The following is a 14,449-nucleotide window of genomic DNA, read 5'->3' as shown; positions in this document are numbered from 1 at the left end:
TGTGGTGCGCGCTCACTACACTTGTCAGTTCGCCCCTCCAACGCCACACTAGCGGACATGAAAAATGTCAGCCCGACCTACCTCAAGCATCAATTCCTGATCGCCATGCCCCATATGGCCGACCCGAACTTTGCGCAGACCTTGACCTACATCGTCGAGCACACGGCCAATGGTGCCATGGGGCTGGTGGTGAACCGTCCACAGGAGCTGAGCCTGGCGGATATCCTTGAGCAATTGCGCCCGGAAATCGATCCACCGGCCAGTTGCCAGCACGTGCCGATCTACTTCGGCGGGCCGGTGCAGACCGATCGTGGTTTTGTGCTGCACCCCAGCGGGCCGAAATTCCAGGCGACGGTTGATCTGGAAGGCGTGTCGCTGTCCACTTCCCAGGACGTGTTGTTCGCCATCGCCGACGGCGTGGGCCCCGAGCAGAGCGTGATCACCCTCGGCTACGCCGGCTGGGAAGCGGGCCAGTTGGAAGCCGAACTGGCGAGTAATGCGTGGCTGACCTGCCCGTTTGACGCCGATATCCTGTTCAACACCTCCAGCGAGCTGCGCCTGGAAGCGGCGGCGGCCACGCTGCGGGTCAACCTCAACCTGTTGACCAGCCAGGCGGGGCACGCCTGATGGCTTTACGCCTGATCCTCGGTTTTGACTACGGCACCAAACAGATCGGCGTAGCGGTCGGCCAGGTGATCACCGGCCAGGCCCGCGAGCTGTGTACCTTGAAAGCCCAGAACGGCATACCGGACTGGAACCAGGTTGAAGCCCTCATTAAAGAATGGAAACCCGACGCGGTCGTGGTCGGCCTGCCGTTGAACATGGACGGCACGCCCAGCGATATGTGCCTGCGCGCTGAAAAATTCGCACGCCGCCTCAACGGCCGCTACAACATTCCCTTCTATACCCACGATGAACGCCTCACCACCTTTGAAGCCAAGGGCGAGCGGCGCGACCGTGGCGGACAGAAAGGCAGCTACCGCGACAACCCCGTGGACGCCATCGCCGCCGCTTTGTTGTTGCAGGGTTGGCTGGACGAAAACACCGCTTTATTTGAATCCTGACTTTGCCGCAACCCTGTGGGAGCGGGCTTGCCCGCGAAAAACGTTAACGATACCGCGTGGATATTGGATGAACGCGATACCCATGAGTTTTCGTGAGCAAGCATGTGCCTACACACTTAACAAGGAGCCACCATGAGCTTGCCGAACCCCGCCGAACTGATCAGCCAGATGGCCACGCGCCTCAGGGCCCATCTGCAACACCGTGCCATCAGCGAGCCACGTTTCATCGGCATTCGTACCGGCGGTGTGTGGGTCGCCCAGGCGTTGCTGCAAGAACTGGGCAGCGATTCGCCCCTGGGCACGCTCGACGTGTCCTTCTACCGCGACGACTTCAGCCAGAACGGCCTGCACCCGCAAGTGCGCCCGTCGGCCCTGCCGTTCGAGATCGAAGGCCAGCACCTGGTGCTGATCGACGACGTGCTGATGAGCGGCCGCACCATCCGCGCCGCCCTGAACGAGCTGTTCGACTACGGCCGCCCCGCCAGTGTGACTCTGGTGTGCCTGCTGGACCTGGACGCCGGCGAATTGCCGATCAGCCCGGATGTGGTCGGCGCCACACTGTCGCTTGCCGCCCACCAGCGGGTAAAATTGTCCGGTCCCACGCCGCTCGCACTCGAACTGCAAGACCTTGCCCCTTAAACCGCCTTGTACAGAGTCCCCGCGATGACGCCTCTAGATGCCAAGCGCCCGCTGCAGCTCAATGCTCAGGGCCAGCTGCAACATTTCCTGTCCCTCGACGGCCTGCCCCGCGAGCTGCTCACCGAGATCCTCGACACCGCCGACTCGTTCCTCGAGGTCGGTGGACGCGCGGTGAAGAAGGTCCCGCTGCTGCGCGGCAAGACCATCTGCAATGTGTTCTTCGAAAACTCCACCCGCACCCGCACCACCTTTGAACTGGCCGCCCAGCGATTGTCGGCCGACGTAATCACGTTGAACGTGTCCACCTCGTCGGCGAGCAAGGGCGAAACCCTGCTCGACACCCTGCGCAACCTGGAAGCCATGGCCGCCGACATGTTCGTGGTGCGTCACGGCGATTCCGGCGCAGCGCACTTCATCGCCGAGCACGTGTGCCCGCAGGTGGCGATCATCAACGGCGGCGACGGCCGCCACGCCCACCCGACCCAGGGCATGCTCGACATGCTCACCATCCGTCGGCACAAGGGCAGCTTTGAAAACCTCTCGGTGGCCATCGTCGGCGACATCCTGCATTCGCGGGTGGCGCGCTCGAACATGCTCGCCCTGAAAACCCTCGGCTGCCCGGACATCCGCGTGATCGCACCGAAGACCCTGCTGCCGATCGGTATCGAACAGTACGGCGTGAAGGTCTACACCGACATGACCGCAGGCCTCAAGGACGTGGACGTAGTGATCATGCTGCGCCTGCAACGCGAACGCATGGCCGGAGGCCTGTTGCCGAGCGAAGGCGAGTTCTACCGCCTGTTCGGCCTGACTACCACACGCCTGGCCGGCGCCAAGCCGGACGCGATCGTGATGCACCCGGGCCCGATCAACCGCGGCGTGGAGATTGAGTCGGCGGTGGCCGACGGCAACCAGTCGGTGATCCTCAACCAGGTGACCTACGGCATCGCCGTGCGCATGGCGGTGTTGTCCATGGCCATGAGCGGGCAAACCGCGCAACGTCAATTCGAGCAGGAGAACGCCCAGTGAAGCTCAGCATCCTCGGCGCCCGCGTCATCGATCCGGCCAGCGGCCTGGATCAAGTTACCGATCTGCACCTGGAAGCCGGCAAGCTCATCGCCATCGGCGCCGCGCCCGCAGGCTTCAGCGCCGGCGAGACCCTCGACGCCAAAGGCCTGGTGGCCGCGCCTGGCCTGGTCGACCTGAACGTCGCCTTGCGCGAGCCGGGCTACAGCCGCAAAGGCAATATCATCAGCGAAACCCGTGCCGCCGCCGCCGGTGGCGTGACCAGCCTGTGCTGCCCGCCGAATACCAAGCCGGTGCTGGACACCTCGGCCGTGACCGAGCTGATCCTCGACCGCGCCCGTGAAGCCGGCAATTGCAAAGTGTTCCCCATCGGCGCCCTGAGCAAAGGCCTGGAAGGCGAACAACTGGCCGAACTGATCGCCCTGCGCGACGCCGGTTGCGTAGCGTTCGGCAACGGGCTGGAGGGTTTCCGCAGCACCCGGACCTTGTGCCGTGCCTTGGAATACGCGGCCACCTTCGACCTGACGGTGATCTTCCATTCCCAGGACCGCGATCTGGCCGAAGGTGGCCTGGCCCATGAAGGCGCCGTGGCCAGCTTCCTCGGCCTGCCGGGCATTCCGGAAACCGCCGAAACCGTGGCCCTGGCCCGTGACCTGCTGCTGGTGGAACAAAGCGGCGTGCGCGCGCACTTCAGCCAACTGACCAGCGCTCGCGGCGTTGCCCTGATCGCCCAGGCCCAGGCCCGTGGCTTGCCGGTGACGGCGGACGTCGCACTGTACCAGCTGATCCTGACGGATGAAGCGCTGATCGACTTTTCCAGCCTGTACCACGTGCAGCCGCCGCTGCGCACCCGGGCCGACCGCGAAGGCTTGCGCGCGGCGGTCAAATCCGGCGTGATCTCGGCGATTTCCAGCCACCACCAGCCCCATGAGCGGGATGCCAAGCTGGCGCCGTTCGGCGCGACAGAGCCGGGTATCAGCAGTGTCGAACTGTTGCTACCGCTGGCGATGACATTGGTTGAAGAAGGCTTGCTGGACTTGCCAACACTGCTGGCGCGCCTGAGCACGGGCCCGGCCGAGGCCTTGCGCCTGCCGGCGGGCAAGTTGGCGGTGGGCTCGGCGGCGGATCTGGTGCTGTTCGACCCGGCCGCCTCCACCGTTGTCGGGGAGCGTTGGCTGTCCAAGGGCGAAAACTGCCCGTTCATCGGGCATAGCCTGCCGGCGACGGTGCGCTACACCATCGTTGACGGACGGGTCAGCTACCAGGCCTGATAAATCCCGCATCTAATGCGGGCACGGTCAAAATGTGGGAGCTGGCTTGCCTGCGATAGGATCACCTCGGTTTGCCTGAAGGACCGAGGTGATGCCATCGCAGGCAAGCCAGCTCCCACACAAGCGCGCCTCCACATGGATTTGTGTGAAATCAGCGCCCGCCGTTACGCTCGGCATTGCGGACCGAAATCTGCGTATTCAACGTCCAGAAGTCATACAGCACCCCCACCAGAAACAAGCCGCCGGTCAGCAGGTAGATCAGGCCAGTGATCCATTTGCCCTGGTACATGCGGTGCACGCCAAACACCCCCAGAAACGCCAACAGGATCCAAGCCACGTTGTATTCGATGGGCCCGGCGGTGAAACGCAGGTCCGCTTCACGGTCCATGGCCGGGATCAGGAAGAAGTCGATCAGCCAGCCGATGCCCAACAGACCCAAGGTAAAAAACCAGATCGTACCGGTGACGGGTTTGCCGTAGTAAAAGCGATGCGCGCCGGTAAAACCGAAAATCCACAACAGGTAACCGATCACCTTGCTGTGGGTGTCTTGCTGCGAACCAATCTGCTGATAGGTGTTCATCGCGTACCTCTTTTGCCTCGATAGATAAATTTTTTCACTTTCTTTGTGACTTTTTTACGAGCGCCCGACGTACGGCAAATGGTATCTTCCCTGCCCTGAAAGCCTTATGCCACCTGCCTTGTGTAGGACAATTGCGGCGGATTGTCGCGTTTTTCCTGATTTTAACGTCAAGGTTCAGTCGACAAACGGCCTGAGAACGACACAAAAAGCTGTTATAAAGTTGCGCGCAAACCCATAAGAGCCACGCCTAATGCGACCATTTTTCAAGACATGGCTAACCATTTGCCTATTAATGCCACTGGCCGCCCACGCCACCAATCGTGAGCAAAGACTTCCTAACGTTAACGGTTTCACCCCTAAAGTCCACAGCACCCCCGGCACTGCCAAATCGGTAAAGCTGACCGTCAACCGCCCGACTCAACTGAGCAAGGCCCACGGTAAAGCAACGCCAGCCCTGATGGCCGTCAACACCAAGCAGAGCAGTACCGTCCTCAGCCGCGCCGTCAACGTGCTCGGTACTCCTTATCGTTGGGGCGGCAGCAGCCCAAGTAAAGGGTTCGACTGCAGTGGCCTGGTGAAATATGCGTTCAACGACGTCGCAGCAGTGGATTTGCCGCGTACGTCCAACGCCATGGCCGCCGGCCACGGGCAGAAGGTCGACCGCAAGGACCTGAAGCCGGGTGACTTGCTGTTCTTCAAGTTGAAGAGCCGCCAGGTCAACCACGTTGCCATTTACTTGGGCAACGACCGTTTCATCCACGCACCGCGCCGTGGCAAATCGGTCAGCATCGATACGCTGAAGAAGCCGTTCTGGGACAAGAACTACGTGATTGCCAAGCGGGTACTGCCTAAAGAGCAGAACAACAACCTGCGGGTTGTACAGCGCTGATCTGAATGCATCTGGCTCCCCATTTGGAATGCTGTCCAATGTGGGAGCTGGCTTGCCTGCGATAGCGGACTGCCAGGCAATATTGTGCAAGCTGACACACCGTCATCGCAGCATAGGTATCTACACAACTTTCAGAGACTGACAATTCCCTGTAGTGAGCGGGCTCGTCCCGCGCTGGGTGGCGAAGCCGCCCCAATAAAGACACCGCGCAGTTTCAGACAAACCCAATTCGCCTGGTTTGGGGCCGCTTCGCAGCCCAGCGCGGGACAAGCCCGCTCACTACAGAAATGTGTAGATACCTATGGTCATCGCAGGCAAGCCAGCTCCCACACCGATCACGGTGTACTTTAGATATCGGCAGGCACCCTCGCCTTCTCCCGCGCATCCTCCCGGCTGACCAGCCCCGCGCTGACCAACTCCTTCAAGCTCATATCCAACGTCTTCATCCCCAACGCCCCTCCGGTCTGGATCGCCGAGACCAGCTGCGCCACTTTGTCCTCACGGATCAAATTGCGAACGGCCGGCGTGCCCAGCATGATTTCGTGAGCCGCCACCCGTCCGCCGCCGATTTTCTTCACCAGCACCTGGGACACCACTGCCTGCAGCGACTCCGACAGCATTGAGCGGACCATCGCCTTTTCCCCGGCCGGGAATACATCCACCAGCCGGTCCACGGTCTTGGCCGCCGAGCGGGTGTGCAAGGTGCCGAAGACCAGGTGCCCGGTCTCCGCGGCGGTCAGCGCCAGGCGGATGGTTTCCAGGTCGCGCAGCTCCCCTACCAGGATCACATCCGGGTCTTCCCGCAGCGCCGAGCGCAGGGCGCTGGAAAAACTGTGGGTGTCGCGGTGTACCTGGCGTTGATTGATCAACGCTGTTTTGGGCGTGTGGATGAATTCGATGGGGTCTTCGAGAGTAAGGATGTGCTGGCGCCGATGTTGATTGAGAAAATCGACCATGGCCGCCAGGGTGGTGGATTTGCCTGAACCGGTGGGCCCGGTCACCAATACCAGCCCGTGCGGCAACTGGGCGATGCGCTGGAATACTTCGCCAAGGCCGAGGCTTTCCAGGCTCTGCACCTCAGAGGGTATGGTACGAAAGACCGCGCCCATCCCCCGCTCCTGCCGGAACACGTTCACCCGGAACCGCGCCACGCCGGGCAGCTCGAAGGCAAAATCCGTATCAAGAGATGTTTCGAAATCCTTTTGTTGATGCCGATTGAGTAACGGGCTCAACAAGTCCGCAACTTGCGGGGGCGAGAGCACCGGCCAATCCAGCGGCCAGACCTCGCCATCGACCCGCAGCATCGGCGCCAGGCCAGCCGACAAATGCAGGTCGGAGGCGCCACGGCGCACGCTGGTCGTGAGTAGTTCAGTGATATCCATAGGGCTTTCCATTTCCAGTAGAATGCCGCGGACTCCATATCCACGGGCGCATCTTGAATGTCGACGATAGCAGACAATATCGGCCTGGTTAGCCAGCGCATACGCGCCGCAGCCGACGCCGTGCAACGTGACGCAAACAGCATCCACCTGCTGGCCGTGAGCAAGACCAAACCCGCCCAGGCCGTGCGCGAAGCCTACGCCGCCGGCGTCTGCGACTTTGGCGAGAACTACCTGCAGGAAGCCCTGGGCAAACAAGCCGAATTAACCGACCTGCCCTTGAGTTGGCACTTCATCGGCCCCATTCAATCGAACAAGACGCGCGCTATCGCCGAGAATTTCGCCTGGGTGCATTCCGTGGACCGCTTGAAAATCGCTGAACGCCTGTCCGAACAACGCCCGGCCGACCTGCCGCCGTTGAATATCTGCATTCAGGTCAACGTCAGTGGCGAAGCCAGCAAGTCCGGCTGTACACCCGCCGACCTGCCGGCCCTGGCCAAGGCGATCAGCGCCCTGCCGCGCTTGAAGCTGCGTGGCCTGATGGCGATTCCCGAGCCGACTGACGACCGCGCCGCGCAAGATGCTGCGTTCGCCCGCGTACGCGAGCTGCAAACCGGTTTGAATCTGGCGCTGGACACACTTTCCATGGGCATGAGCCACGACCTCGAGTCGGCCATCGCCCAAGGCGCCAACTGGGTGCGGATCGGTACCGCCCTGTTTGGCGCCCGCGACTACGGCCAGCCATGAACATGGCTGACTTCCATCTGAATAAGGACCTGTCATGAGCGACACGCGTATTGCCTTTATCGGCGCCGGCAACATGGCGGCCAGCCTGATCGGTGGCCTACGGGCCAAGGGCCTGGATGCGGCGCAGATCCGCGCCAGCGACCCCGGCGCCGACACCCGCGCGCGCGTCAGCGCCGAGCACGGCATCGAAACCTTCGCCGACAATGCCGAGGCTATCCAGGGCGTTGATGTGATCGTGCTGGCGGTGAAACCGCAGGCCATGAAGGCCGTGTGCGAAAGCCTGCGCCCGAGCCTGCAGCCGCACCAACTGGTGGTATCCATCGCTGCCGGCATCACCTGCGCCAGCCTGAATAACTGGCTGGGTACACAGCCAATCGTGCGCTGCATGCCTAATACACCGGCACTGGTCAGCCAAGGCGTGAGCGGGTTGTACGCCACCGCCGAAGTGAGCGCCGAACAACGTGGCCAGGCGCAAGAGCTGCTGAGCGCCGTGGGCATCGCCCTGTGGCTGGAGCATGAGCAGCAACTGGACGCGGTCACCGCCGTGTCCGGCAGCGGCCCGGCCTATTTCTTCCTGCTGATCGAGGCCATGACCGCCGCCGGCGTGAAACTGGGCCTGCCCAAGGACGTTGCCGAGCAACTGGCTGAACAGACTGCCCTGGGCGCCGCGCATATGGCGGTCGCCAGCGACGTGGACGCCGCCGAGTTGCGCCGTCGCGTGACGTCTCCCGGCGGCACTACGCAAGCGGCCATCGAATCGTTCCAGGCCGGGGGCTTTGAAGCTCTGGTGGAAAAGGCACTGGGTGCCGCGGCACACCGTTCGGCAGAAATGGCTGAACAGCTGGGCAAATAGTCGTCCCCTACCCGCAACCGGACTAGATAGGAAACACACATGCTCGGACTCATAGACACTGCCGTTTTTATCATTCAGACCCTGGGCAGCCTGTACCTGCTGGTCGTACTGATGCGTTTTATCCTGCAACTGGTGCGGGCAAACTTCTACAACCCACTGTGCCAGTTCGTGGTCAAGGCCACCCAACCACTGCTCAAGCCACTGCGCCGGATAGTGCCAAGCATGTTCGGCCTGGATATGTCGTCGCTGGTGCTGGCGCTGCTGCTGCAAATTTTGCTGTTTGTGGTGGTGCTGCTGCTCAAGGGTTACCTGCCCTACACCGTGCTTCTGTTCCCATGGGCGCTGATCGGCATCTTCTCGCTGTTTTTGAAAATCATCTTCTGGTCGATGATCATCAGTGTGATTCTGTCCTGGGTCGCACCGGGCAGTCGCAGCCCTGGCGCCGAGTTGGTGACGCAGATCACCGAGCCGGTGCTGGCACCGTTCCGTCGCATCATCCCCAACCTGGGCGGCCTGGACATCTCGCCGATCTTCTTGTTTATCCTGATCCAAGTGCTGCAAATCAAGGTCATCCCGTTCCTGGCTGAACTGGCTTACATGCCGCCACTGCTGTTCGGACTGATCTGACGCCTGGCGCAGTAAAGTGTGGGGCTGCAGTCGCACCGCAGCTCCCACACTTTTGTTTCTATGTGTTGAATTGAATGCGCGCAGGCCTTTGCTTGCCGCTGGGGTCCCCGCTCTTTAGACTTACGCCTCATTTAAACGAGAGCAGGGTCGATGCCAACTGCCTTTCCCCCCGATTCTGTTGGACTGGTCGTGCCCCAAGTGGCGCACTTCAGCGAACCGCTGGCCCTGGCCTGCGGGCGTTCGCTGCCCGCCTACGACCTGATCTATGAAACCTACGGCCAACTGAACGCCACGGCGAGCAACGCCGTGCTGATCTGCCACGCCTTGTCCGGCCATCATCACGCCGCCGGTTTCCACTCGGTCGACGAGCGCAAGCCCGGCTGGTGGGACAGCTGCATCGGCCCCGGCAAGCCCATCGACACCAACAGGTTCTTTGTGGTCAGCCTGAACAACCTCGGCGGCTGCAACGGATCCACCGGCCCCAGCAGCCTCAACCCGGAAACCGGCAAGCCGTTCGGCGCCGACTTCCCAGTGCTGACCGTGGAAGACTGGGTACACAGCCAGGCGCGTCTCGCCGACCTGCTCGGCATCAACCAGTGGGCGGCGGTGATCGGCGGCAGCCTGGGCGGCATGCAGGCGCTGCAATGGACCATCACTTACCCGGACCGCGTGCGCCATTGCCTGGCCATCGCCTCGGCCCCCAAGTTGTCGGCGCAGAACATTGCCTTCAACGAAGTCGCGCGCCAGGCCATCCTCACCGACCCTGAATTCCACGGCGGCTCGTTCCAGGAAGCCGGCGTCATTCCCAAGCGTGGCCTGATGCTGGCGCGGATGGTCGGGCATATCACCTACCTGTCCGACGACTCCATGGGCGAGAAATTCGGCCGTGGGCTCAAGAGCGAGAAGCTCAATTACGACTTCCACAGCGTCGAATTCCAGGTGGAAAGCTACCTGCGTTATCAGGGCGAGGAGTTCTCCGGGCGTTTCGACGCCAACACCTACTTGCTGATGACCAAGGCCCTGGACTATTTCGACCCGGCGGCGAACCACGATGACGATCTGGCGAAAACCTTCGAACACGCCACAGCCAAATTCTGCGTGATGTCCTTCACCACCGACTGGCGCTTTTCGCCGGCGCGCTCCCGCGAGTTGGTGGATGCCCTGATGGCGGCGAAAAAAGACGTCTGCTACCTGGAAATCGATGCTCCGCAAGGCCACGACGCCTTCCTGATCCCGATCCCGCGTTACTTGCAGGCCTTCAGCAACTACATGAACCGAATAGCAGTGTGAGAACGCCATGAGAGCCGACCTGGACATCATCCAAGACTGGATCCCCGCCGGCAGCCGCGTGCTCGACCTGGGCTGCGGCGATGGCGAACTGCTGAGCTGGCTTCGCGACAACAAGCAAGTCACCGGCTACGGCCTGGAAAACGACCCGGACAACATTGCCCAGTGCGTGGCCAAGGGCATCAACGTGATCGAGCAGGACCTGGACAAGGGCCTGGGCAATTTTGCCAGCAACAGCTTCGACATCGTAGTGATGACCCAGGCCCTGCAAGCGGTGCACTACCCGGACCGCATCCTCGACGAAATGCTGCGCGTGGGCCGTCAGTGCATCATCACCTTTCCCAACTTCGGGCATTGGCGTTGCCGCTGGTACCTGGCCACCAAGGGCCGCATGCCGGTCTCGGACTTCCTGCCCTACACCTGGTACAACACGCCGAACATTCACTTTTGCACCTTCGAAGACTTCGAAGCCCTGTGCGGCGAGCGTGAAGCCAAGGTGATCAACCGCCTGGCCGTCGATCAACAGCACCGTCACGGCTGGGCGAGTAAGCTATGGCCCAATCTGTTGGGCGAAATCGGTATCTACCGGGTCAGCAGTCCTGGCCTGGCCGACCACAAAATTGCCGTCTAATCATTTTCAAGAGGGACGTTCATGAGTCGCTTGGCTATTTTTCTATTGACCGCCTGCCTGGGCGCCAGCGCCATGGCCGCGGACACTATCGACGCTAATCGCAAGAAAGACTTCGGTGATATCACCGTGCACTACAACACCTTCACCTCAAGCTTCCTGCCCCCGGAAACCGCGCAAAAAGTCGGCGTGGTGCGCAGCAAGGAGAAGGGCTTGATCAATGTAACGGTGATCAAGGGCGTCACCCCGGTCGCGGCCCAGGTGACCGGCACCATCAAGGACCTGGGCGGCAAGAGTGAGATCCTGACGTTCAAGCAAATCGAAGAGAAAGGCGGCATCAGTTACCTCGCGCCCTACTCCGTGACGCAGCGCGAATACAAGACGTTTACCATTAATGTTGAAACCGGCGGTAAAGCCCACGGTTTCCAATTCAACCAAGAACTGTTTCCGGCCGACCGATGAACCTCACCCAACTCGTACTGGCCAGCCATAACGCCGGCAAGCTCAAAGAACTCCAGGCCATGCTCGGCGAAGCCGTACAACTGCGCTCGATTGGCGAGTTCAGCCAGGTCGAACCGGAAGAGACCGGCCTGTCGTTCGTCGAGAACGCCATTCTCAAGGCACGCAATGCCGCGCGTATCTCCGGCTTGCCGGCGCTGGCGGATGACTCGGGCCTGGCCGTGGACTTTCTCGGCGGCGCGCCTGGCATTTACTCGGCGCGCTACGCCGACGGCAAGGGCGATGCAGCCAACAATGCCAAGCTGCTCGACGCCCTCAAGGACGTGCCGGACGCGATGCGCGGCGCACAGTTCGTGTGTGTGCTGGCCCTGGTGCGGCATGCAGACGACCCGCTGCCAATCCTGTGCGAAGGCCTGTGGCACGGGCGCATCCTGCATGCCGCCAGCGGTGAGCATGGGTTTGGCTATGACCCGCTGTTCTGGGTGCCGGAGCGCAATGTCTCGAGCGCCGAACTGAGCCCGGCCGACAAGAACCGGATCAGCCACCGCGCCCGCGCAATGGATTTGCTGCGCCAACGCCTGAGCCTGAAATGACCCAAAACACCTCTGCGCAGCCGCTGATCCACGGTGGCGCGCAAACACCTCGGGCGGCGTTGCCCCTGCTGCCGCCCCTGGCGCTGTATATCCACATCCCGTGGTGCGTGCGCAAATGCCCGTATTGCGACTTCAACTCTCACACCGCGAGCAAAGTGCTGCCGGAAGAAGAGTATGTGGACGCCCTGCTGGCCGATCTTGATCAAGACCTGCATGCCGTCTACGGCCGCGAGCTGAGCTCGATCTTCTTCGGCGGCGGTACGCCCAGCCTGTTCAGCGCTGCGGCGCTGGGCCGTCTGCTCAAGGGCGTGGAGTCGCGTATCCCGTTCGCCAGCGATATCGAGATCACCCTGGAAGCCAACCCCGGGACGTTCGAGCAGGAAAAGTTCGTGGCGTATCGCGCGTTGGGGATCAACCGGCTGTCGATCGGTATCCAGAGCTTCCAGCAGGAAAAACTCCAAGCCCTAGGCCGCATCCACAATGGCGATGAAGCCGTACGCGCCGCCGGCATGGCGCGCCAGGCCGGGTTCGACAACTTCAACCTGGACTTGATGCACGGTTTGCCCGATCAGTCGCTGGACGACGCCCTGAGCGACCTGCGCCAGGCTATCGCGCTGAAGCCGACGCACTTGTCCTGGTACCAGTTGACCCTGGAACCCAATACGGTGTTCTGGAACCAGCCGCCAACGCTGCCGGAAGATGACACCCTGTGGGATATCCAGGAAGCCGGCCAGGCGCTGCTCGCCGAACACGGTTACGCGCAATACGAGGTGTCGGCCTACGCCCAACCGGGTCGTGCGGCGCGGCATAACCTGAATTACTGGAGTTTTGGCGACTTCATCGGTATCGGTGCCGGCGCCCATGGCAAGCTCAGCCACCCCGACGGACGCATTGTGCGCACCTGGAAAACGCGGGCGCCAAAGGACTACCTCAACCCGGCCAAAAGCTTCCAGGCCGGCGCGAAAGAACTGACCAACGAAGAGCTGCCGTTCGAGTTCCTGATGAACGCTTTGCGCCTGACCGAGGGCGTCGAAGCCAGGCTCTACACCGAGCGTACGGGTCTCGATCTGGCGACCCTTGACGAAGGCCGTCGCGAGGCAGAACAAAGTGGCCTGATGCAGGTCGAACCCTCACGCCTGGCGGCGACCGACCGCGGGCAACTCTTTCTCAATGACCTGCTGCAGACGTTTTTGAGCTGACGCTCTTTAAGGAAATCGAATGGATTTGGTACTCGACCTGCTCGCCACCGTATCCCGCTGGAGCCGCAGCAACCTGTCGGAAATCTCCCTGGCCCTCGTCGGCTGCTTGCTGGTGTTGTTCGGTGCCGACATCAAGGGCTGGGTCGAAGCGCGCCTGGGCAGCATCGCCGGCGCCTTGCGCGTACCGTTGATGGCCCTGCTGTGCATGATCGGCAGCGGCGCGGCGCTGATCTACGCCACGCCGTGGATTGTGCGGGGGTTGAGCCAGTTCAATAACTACAGTTTGGCGCCGGTTTTGGTGGTGGTGCTGGTGTTGATTGGCGTGGTTGCCGACCGCCGCTGATTCCAAACCCAGCACAAAACCACTGTGGGAGCTGGCTTGCCTGCGATGCAGACACCTCGGTGTATCAGTGACACCCAGGTGATGCTATCGCAGGCAAGCCAGCTCCCACATTGGATTGCATTCCAGGTCAGGAACGGGTCACGCCAGCTTCTCGAACTTCAAATCCCAAACCCCATGCCCCAACCGCTCGCCGCGACGTTCGAACTTTGTGATCGGGCGTTCGGCCGGGCGCGGCACGCATTTGCCGTCTTCGGCCAGGTTGCGGTAGCCAGGGGCGACGTTCATCACTTCCAGCATGTATTCGGCGTACGGTTCCCAGTCGGTGGCCATGTGCAGGATGCCACCCACCTTGAGCTTGCTGCGCACCAGTTCGGCAAAGGAGGCCTGGACGATGCGGCGCTTGTGGTGGCGGGCCTTGTGCCAGGGATCGGGGAAGAACAGCATCAGGCGGTCGAGGCTGTTATCGGCGATGCAGCGGTTGAGCACTTCGATCGCGTCGCAGTCATAAACCCGCAGGTTGGTCAGGCCTTGGGTCAGCACGCCATTGAGCAGCGCACCGACACCGGGGCGGTGCACTTCCACACCGATGAAGTCCTGGTCCGGCGAAGCGGCGGCCATTTCCAGCAGGGAGTGGCCCATGCCGAAACCGATTTCCAGGGAACGCGGGGCCGAACGGCCGAAGACCTGGTCGTAGTCCACCGGCGCGTCGGCCAGGGGCAGCACGAACAGCGGCGTACCTTGCTCCAGGCCCTTTTGCTGGCCTTCGGTCATGCGACCGGCGCGCATCACAAAGCTCTTGATGCGGCGGTGCTTGGACTCGTCGCCTGCTTCCAGGGTGTTCGGCGTTTCGTTTGATTCAGTCATC

18 protein-coding genes are annotated in these 14,449 nt (G+C 61.9%); 15 read left to right on the top strand and 3 right to left on the bottom strand.

From position 1 onward, the window contains the following. The first annotated feature begins 57 nt into the window (after positions 1 to 57). The 5 genes from BLL36_RS20580 (at position 58) to BLL36_RS20560 (ending at position 4,000) form a co-directional block, all read left to right on the top strand. The gene (locus BLL36_RS20580; RefSeq protein WP_076953153.1) at positions 58 to 627 is read left to right on the top strand and encodes a YqgE/AlgH family protein; all 570 of its coding nucleotides are present in this window, start codon (positions 58 to 60) and stop codon (positions 625 to 627) included. Further along, positions 627 to 1,064 (top strand): Holliday junction resolvase RuvX, encoded by a 438-nt coding sequence (gene ruvX, locus BLL36_RS20575; protein ID WP_003176676.1) that lies wholly within the window; start codon positions 627 to 629, stop codon positions 1,062 to 1,064. The genes BLL36_RS20580 and ruvX overlap by 1 nt, the downstream gene beginning before the upstream one ends. A gap of 132 nt (positions 1,065 to 1,196) precedes the next feature. Next, entirely contained in the window at positions 1,197 to 1,703 is a 507-nt protein-coding gene (gene pyrR, locus BLL36_RS20570; RefSeq protein ID WP_076953152.1) for a bifunctional pyr operon transcriptional regulator/uracil phosphoribosyltransferase PyrR, read from the top strand. 24 nt (positions 1,704 to 1,727) lie between these two features. After that, positions 1,728 to 2,732: an aspartate carbamoyltransferase catalytic subunit gene (locus tag BLL36_RS20565; protein ID WP_076953151.1), complete on the top strand. Its 1,005-nt coding sequence runs from the start codon at positions 1,728 to 1,730 to the stop codon at positions 2,730 to 2,732. Continuing rightward, positions 2,729 to 4,000: a dihydroorotase gene (locus tag BLL36_RS20560; protein WP_076953150.1), complete on the top strand. Its 1,272-nt coding sequence runs from the start codon at positions 2,729 to 2,731 to the stop codon at positions 3,998 to 4,000. The genes BLL36_RS20565 and BLL36_RS20560 overlap by 4 nt, the downstream gene beginning before the upstream one ends. A gap of 151 nt (positions 4,001 to 4,151) precedes the next feature. Here the strand turns inward: BLL36_RS20560 and BLL36_RS20555 are convergent, their stop codons facing one another. Further along, positions 4,152 to 4,580, bottom strand: a complete 429-nt coding sequence (locus tag BLL36_RS20555; protein ID WP_076953149.1) for an NINE protein — start codon at positions 4,578 to 4,580, stop codon at positions 4,152 to 4,154. 250 nt (positions 4,581 to 4,830) lie between these two features. Here BLL36_RS20555 and BLL36_RS20550 point away from each other — a divergent pair, with 250 nt between their 5' ends. Continuing rightward, positions 4,831 to 5,469 carry a C40 family peptidase gene (locus tag BLL36_RS20550; RefSeq protein WP_076953148.1) on the top strand — a complete coding sequence of 213 codons (639 nt, stop codon included), beginning with the start codon at positions 4,831 to 4,833 and terminating at the stop codon, positions 5,467 to 5,469. A gap of 347 nt (positions 5,470 to 5,816) precedes the next feature. On the opposite strand, the gene BLL36_RS20545 is transcribed toward BLL36_RS20550, so the two are convergent. Next, entirely contained in the window at positions 5,817 to 6,851 is a 1,035-nt protein-coding gene (locus tag BLL36_RS20545) for a type IV pilus twitching motility protein PilT (protein WP_076953147.1), read from the bottom strand. 57 nt (positions 6,852 to 6,908) lie between these two features. Between BLL36_RS20545 and BLL36_RS20540 the strand changes: the two genes are divergently transcribed. The 9 genes from BLL36_RS20540 (at position 6,909) to BLL36_RS20500 (ending at position 13,584) form a co-directional block, all read left to right on the top strand. Then, entirely contained in the window at positions 6,909 to 7,595 is a 687-nt protein-coding gene (locus BLL36_RS20540; protein ID WP_076953146.1) for a YggS family pyridoxal phosphate-dependent enzyme, read from the top strand. Between the two features lie 34 nt (positions 7,596 to 7,629). Further along, the gene (gene proC, locus BLL36_RS20535) at positions 7,630 to 8,448 is read left to right on the top strand and encodes a pyrroline-5-carboxylate reductase (RefSeq protein ID WP_076953145.1); all 819 of its coding nucleotides are present in this window, start codon (positions 7,630 to 7,632) and stop codon (positions 8,446 to 8,448) included. Positions 8,449 to 8,487: 39 nt separating this feature from the next. Beyond that, a complete protein-coding gene (locus BLL36_RS20530; protein ID WP_076953144.1) occupies positions 8,488 to 9,075 on the top strand; it encodes a YggT family protein in 588 nt (195 codons plus the stop codon). Between the two features lie 150 nt (positions 9,076 to 9,225). After that, entirely contained in the window at positions 9,226 to 10,365 is a 1,140-nt protein-coding gene (metX, locus tag BLL36_RS20525; protein ID WP_076953143.1) for a homoserine O-succinyltransferase MetX, read from the top strand. A gap of 7 nt (positions 10,366 to 10,372) precedes the next feature. Continuing rightward, complete coding sequence (metW, locus tag BLL36_RS20520) at positions 10,373 to 10,993, top strand: methionine biosynthesis protein MetW (protein ID WP_076953142.1); 621 nt, start codon at positions 10,373 to 10,375, stop codon at positions 10,991 to 10,993. Between the two features lie 21 nt (positions 10,994 to 11,014). Next, positions 11,015 to 11,452 (top strand): DUF4426 domain-containing protein, encoded by a 438-nt coding sequence (locus BLL36_RS20515; protein WP_076953141.1) that lies wholly within the window; start codon positions 11,015 to 11,017, stop codon positions 11,450 to 11,452. Beyond that, a complete protein-coding gene (gene rdgB, locus BLL36_RS20510) occupies positions 11,449 to 12,042 on the top strand; it encodes an RdgB/HAM1 family non-canonical purine NTP pyrophosphatase (RefSeq protein ID WP_076953140.1) in 594 nt (197 codons plus the stop codon). Before BLL36_RS20515 ends, rdgB begins: the two co-directional genes overlap by 4 nt. Next, positions 12,039 to 13,241, top strand: a complete 1,203-nt coding sequence (hemW, locus tag BLL36_RS20505; protein WP_076953139.1) for a radical SAM family heme chaperone HemW — start codon at positions 12,039 to 12,041, stop codon at positions 13,239 to 13,241. Before rdgB ends, hemW begins: the two co-directional genes overlap by 4 nt. 19 nt (positions 13,242 to 13,260) lie before the next feature. Then, positions 13,261 to 13,584: a DUF3392 domain-containing protein gene (locus tag BLL36_RS20500; protein ID WP_003176691.1), complete on the top strand. Its 324-nt coding sequence runs from the start codon at positions 13,261 to 13,263 to the stop codon at positions 13,582 to 13,584. Positions 13,585 to 13,722: 138 nt separating this feature from the next. Here BLL36_RS20500 and trmB read toward each other — a convergent pair whose 3' ends face one another. After that, on the bottom strand, positions 13,723 to 14,448 hold the full coding sequence (gene trmB / locus BLL36_RS20495; protein WP_076953138.1) for a tRNA (guanosine(46)-N7)-methyltransferase TrmB: 726 nt from the start codon (positions 14,446 to 14,448) through the stop codon (positions 13,723 to 13,725). Position 14,449 lies beyond the last annotated feature (1 nt).

Source organism: Pseudomonas cedrina subsp. cedrina, from assembly GCF_001983175.1.
Lineage (GTDB): Bacteria > Pseudomonadota > Gammaproteobacteria > Pseudomonadales > Pseudomonadaceae > Aquipseudomonas > Aquipseudomonas cedrina.
This window is presented reverse-complemented; position numbering and strand designations above follow the sequence as displayed.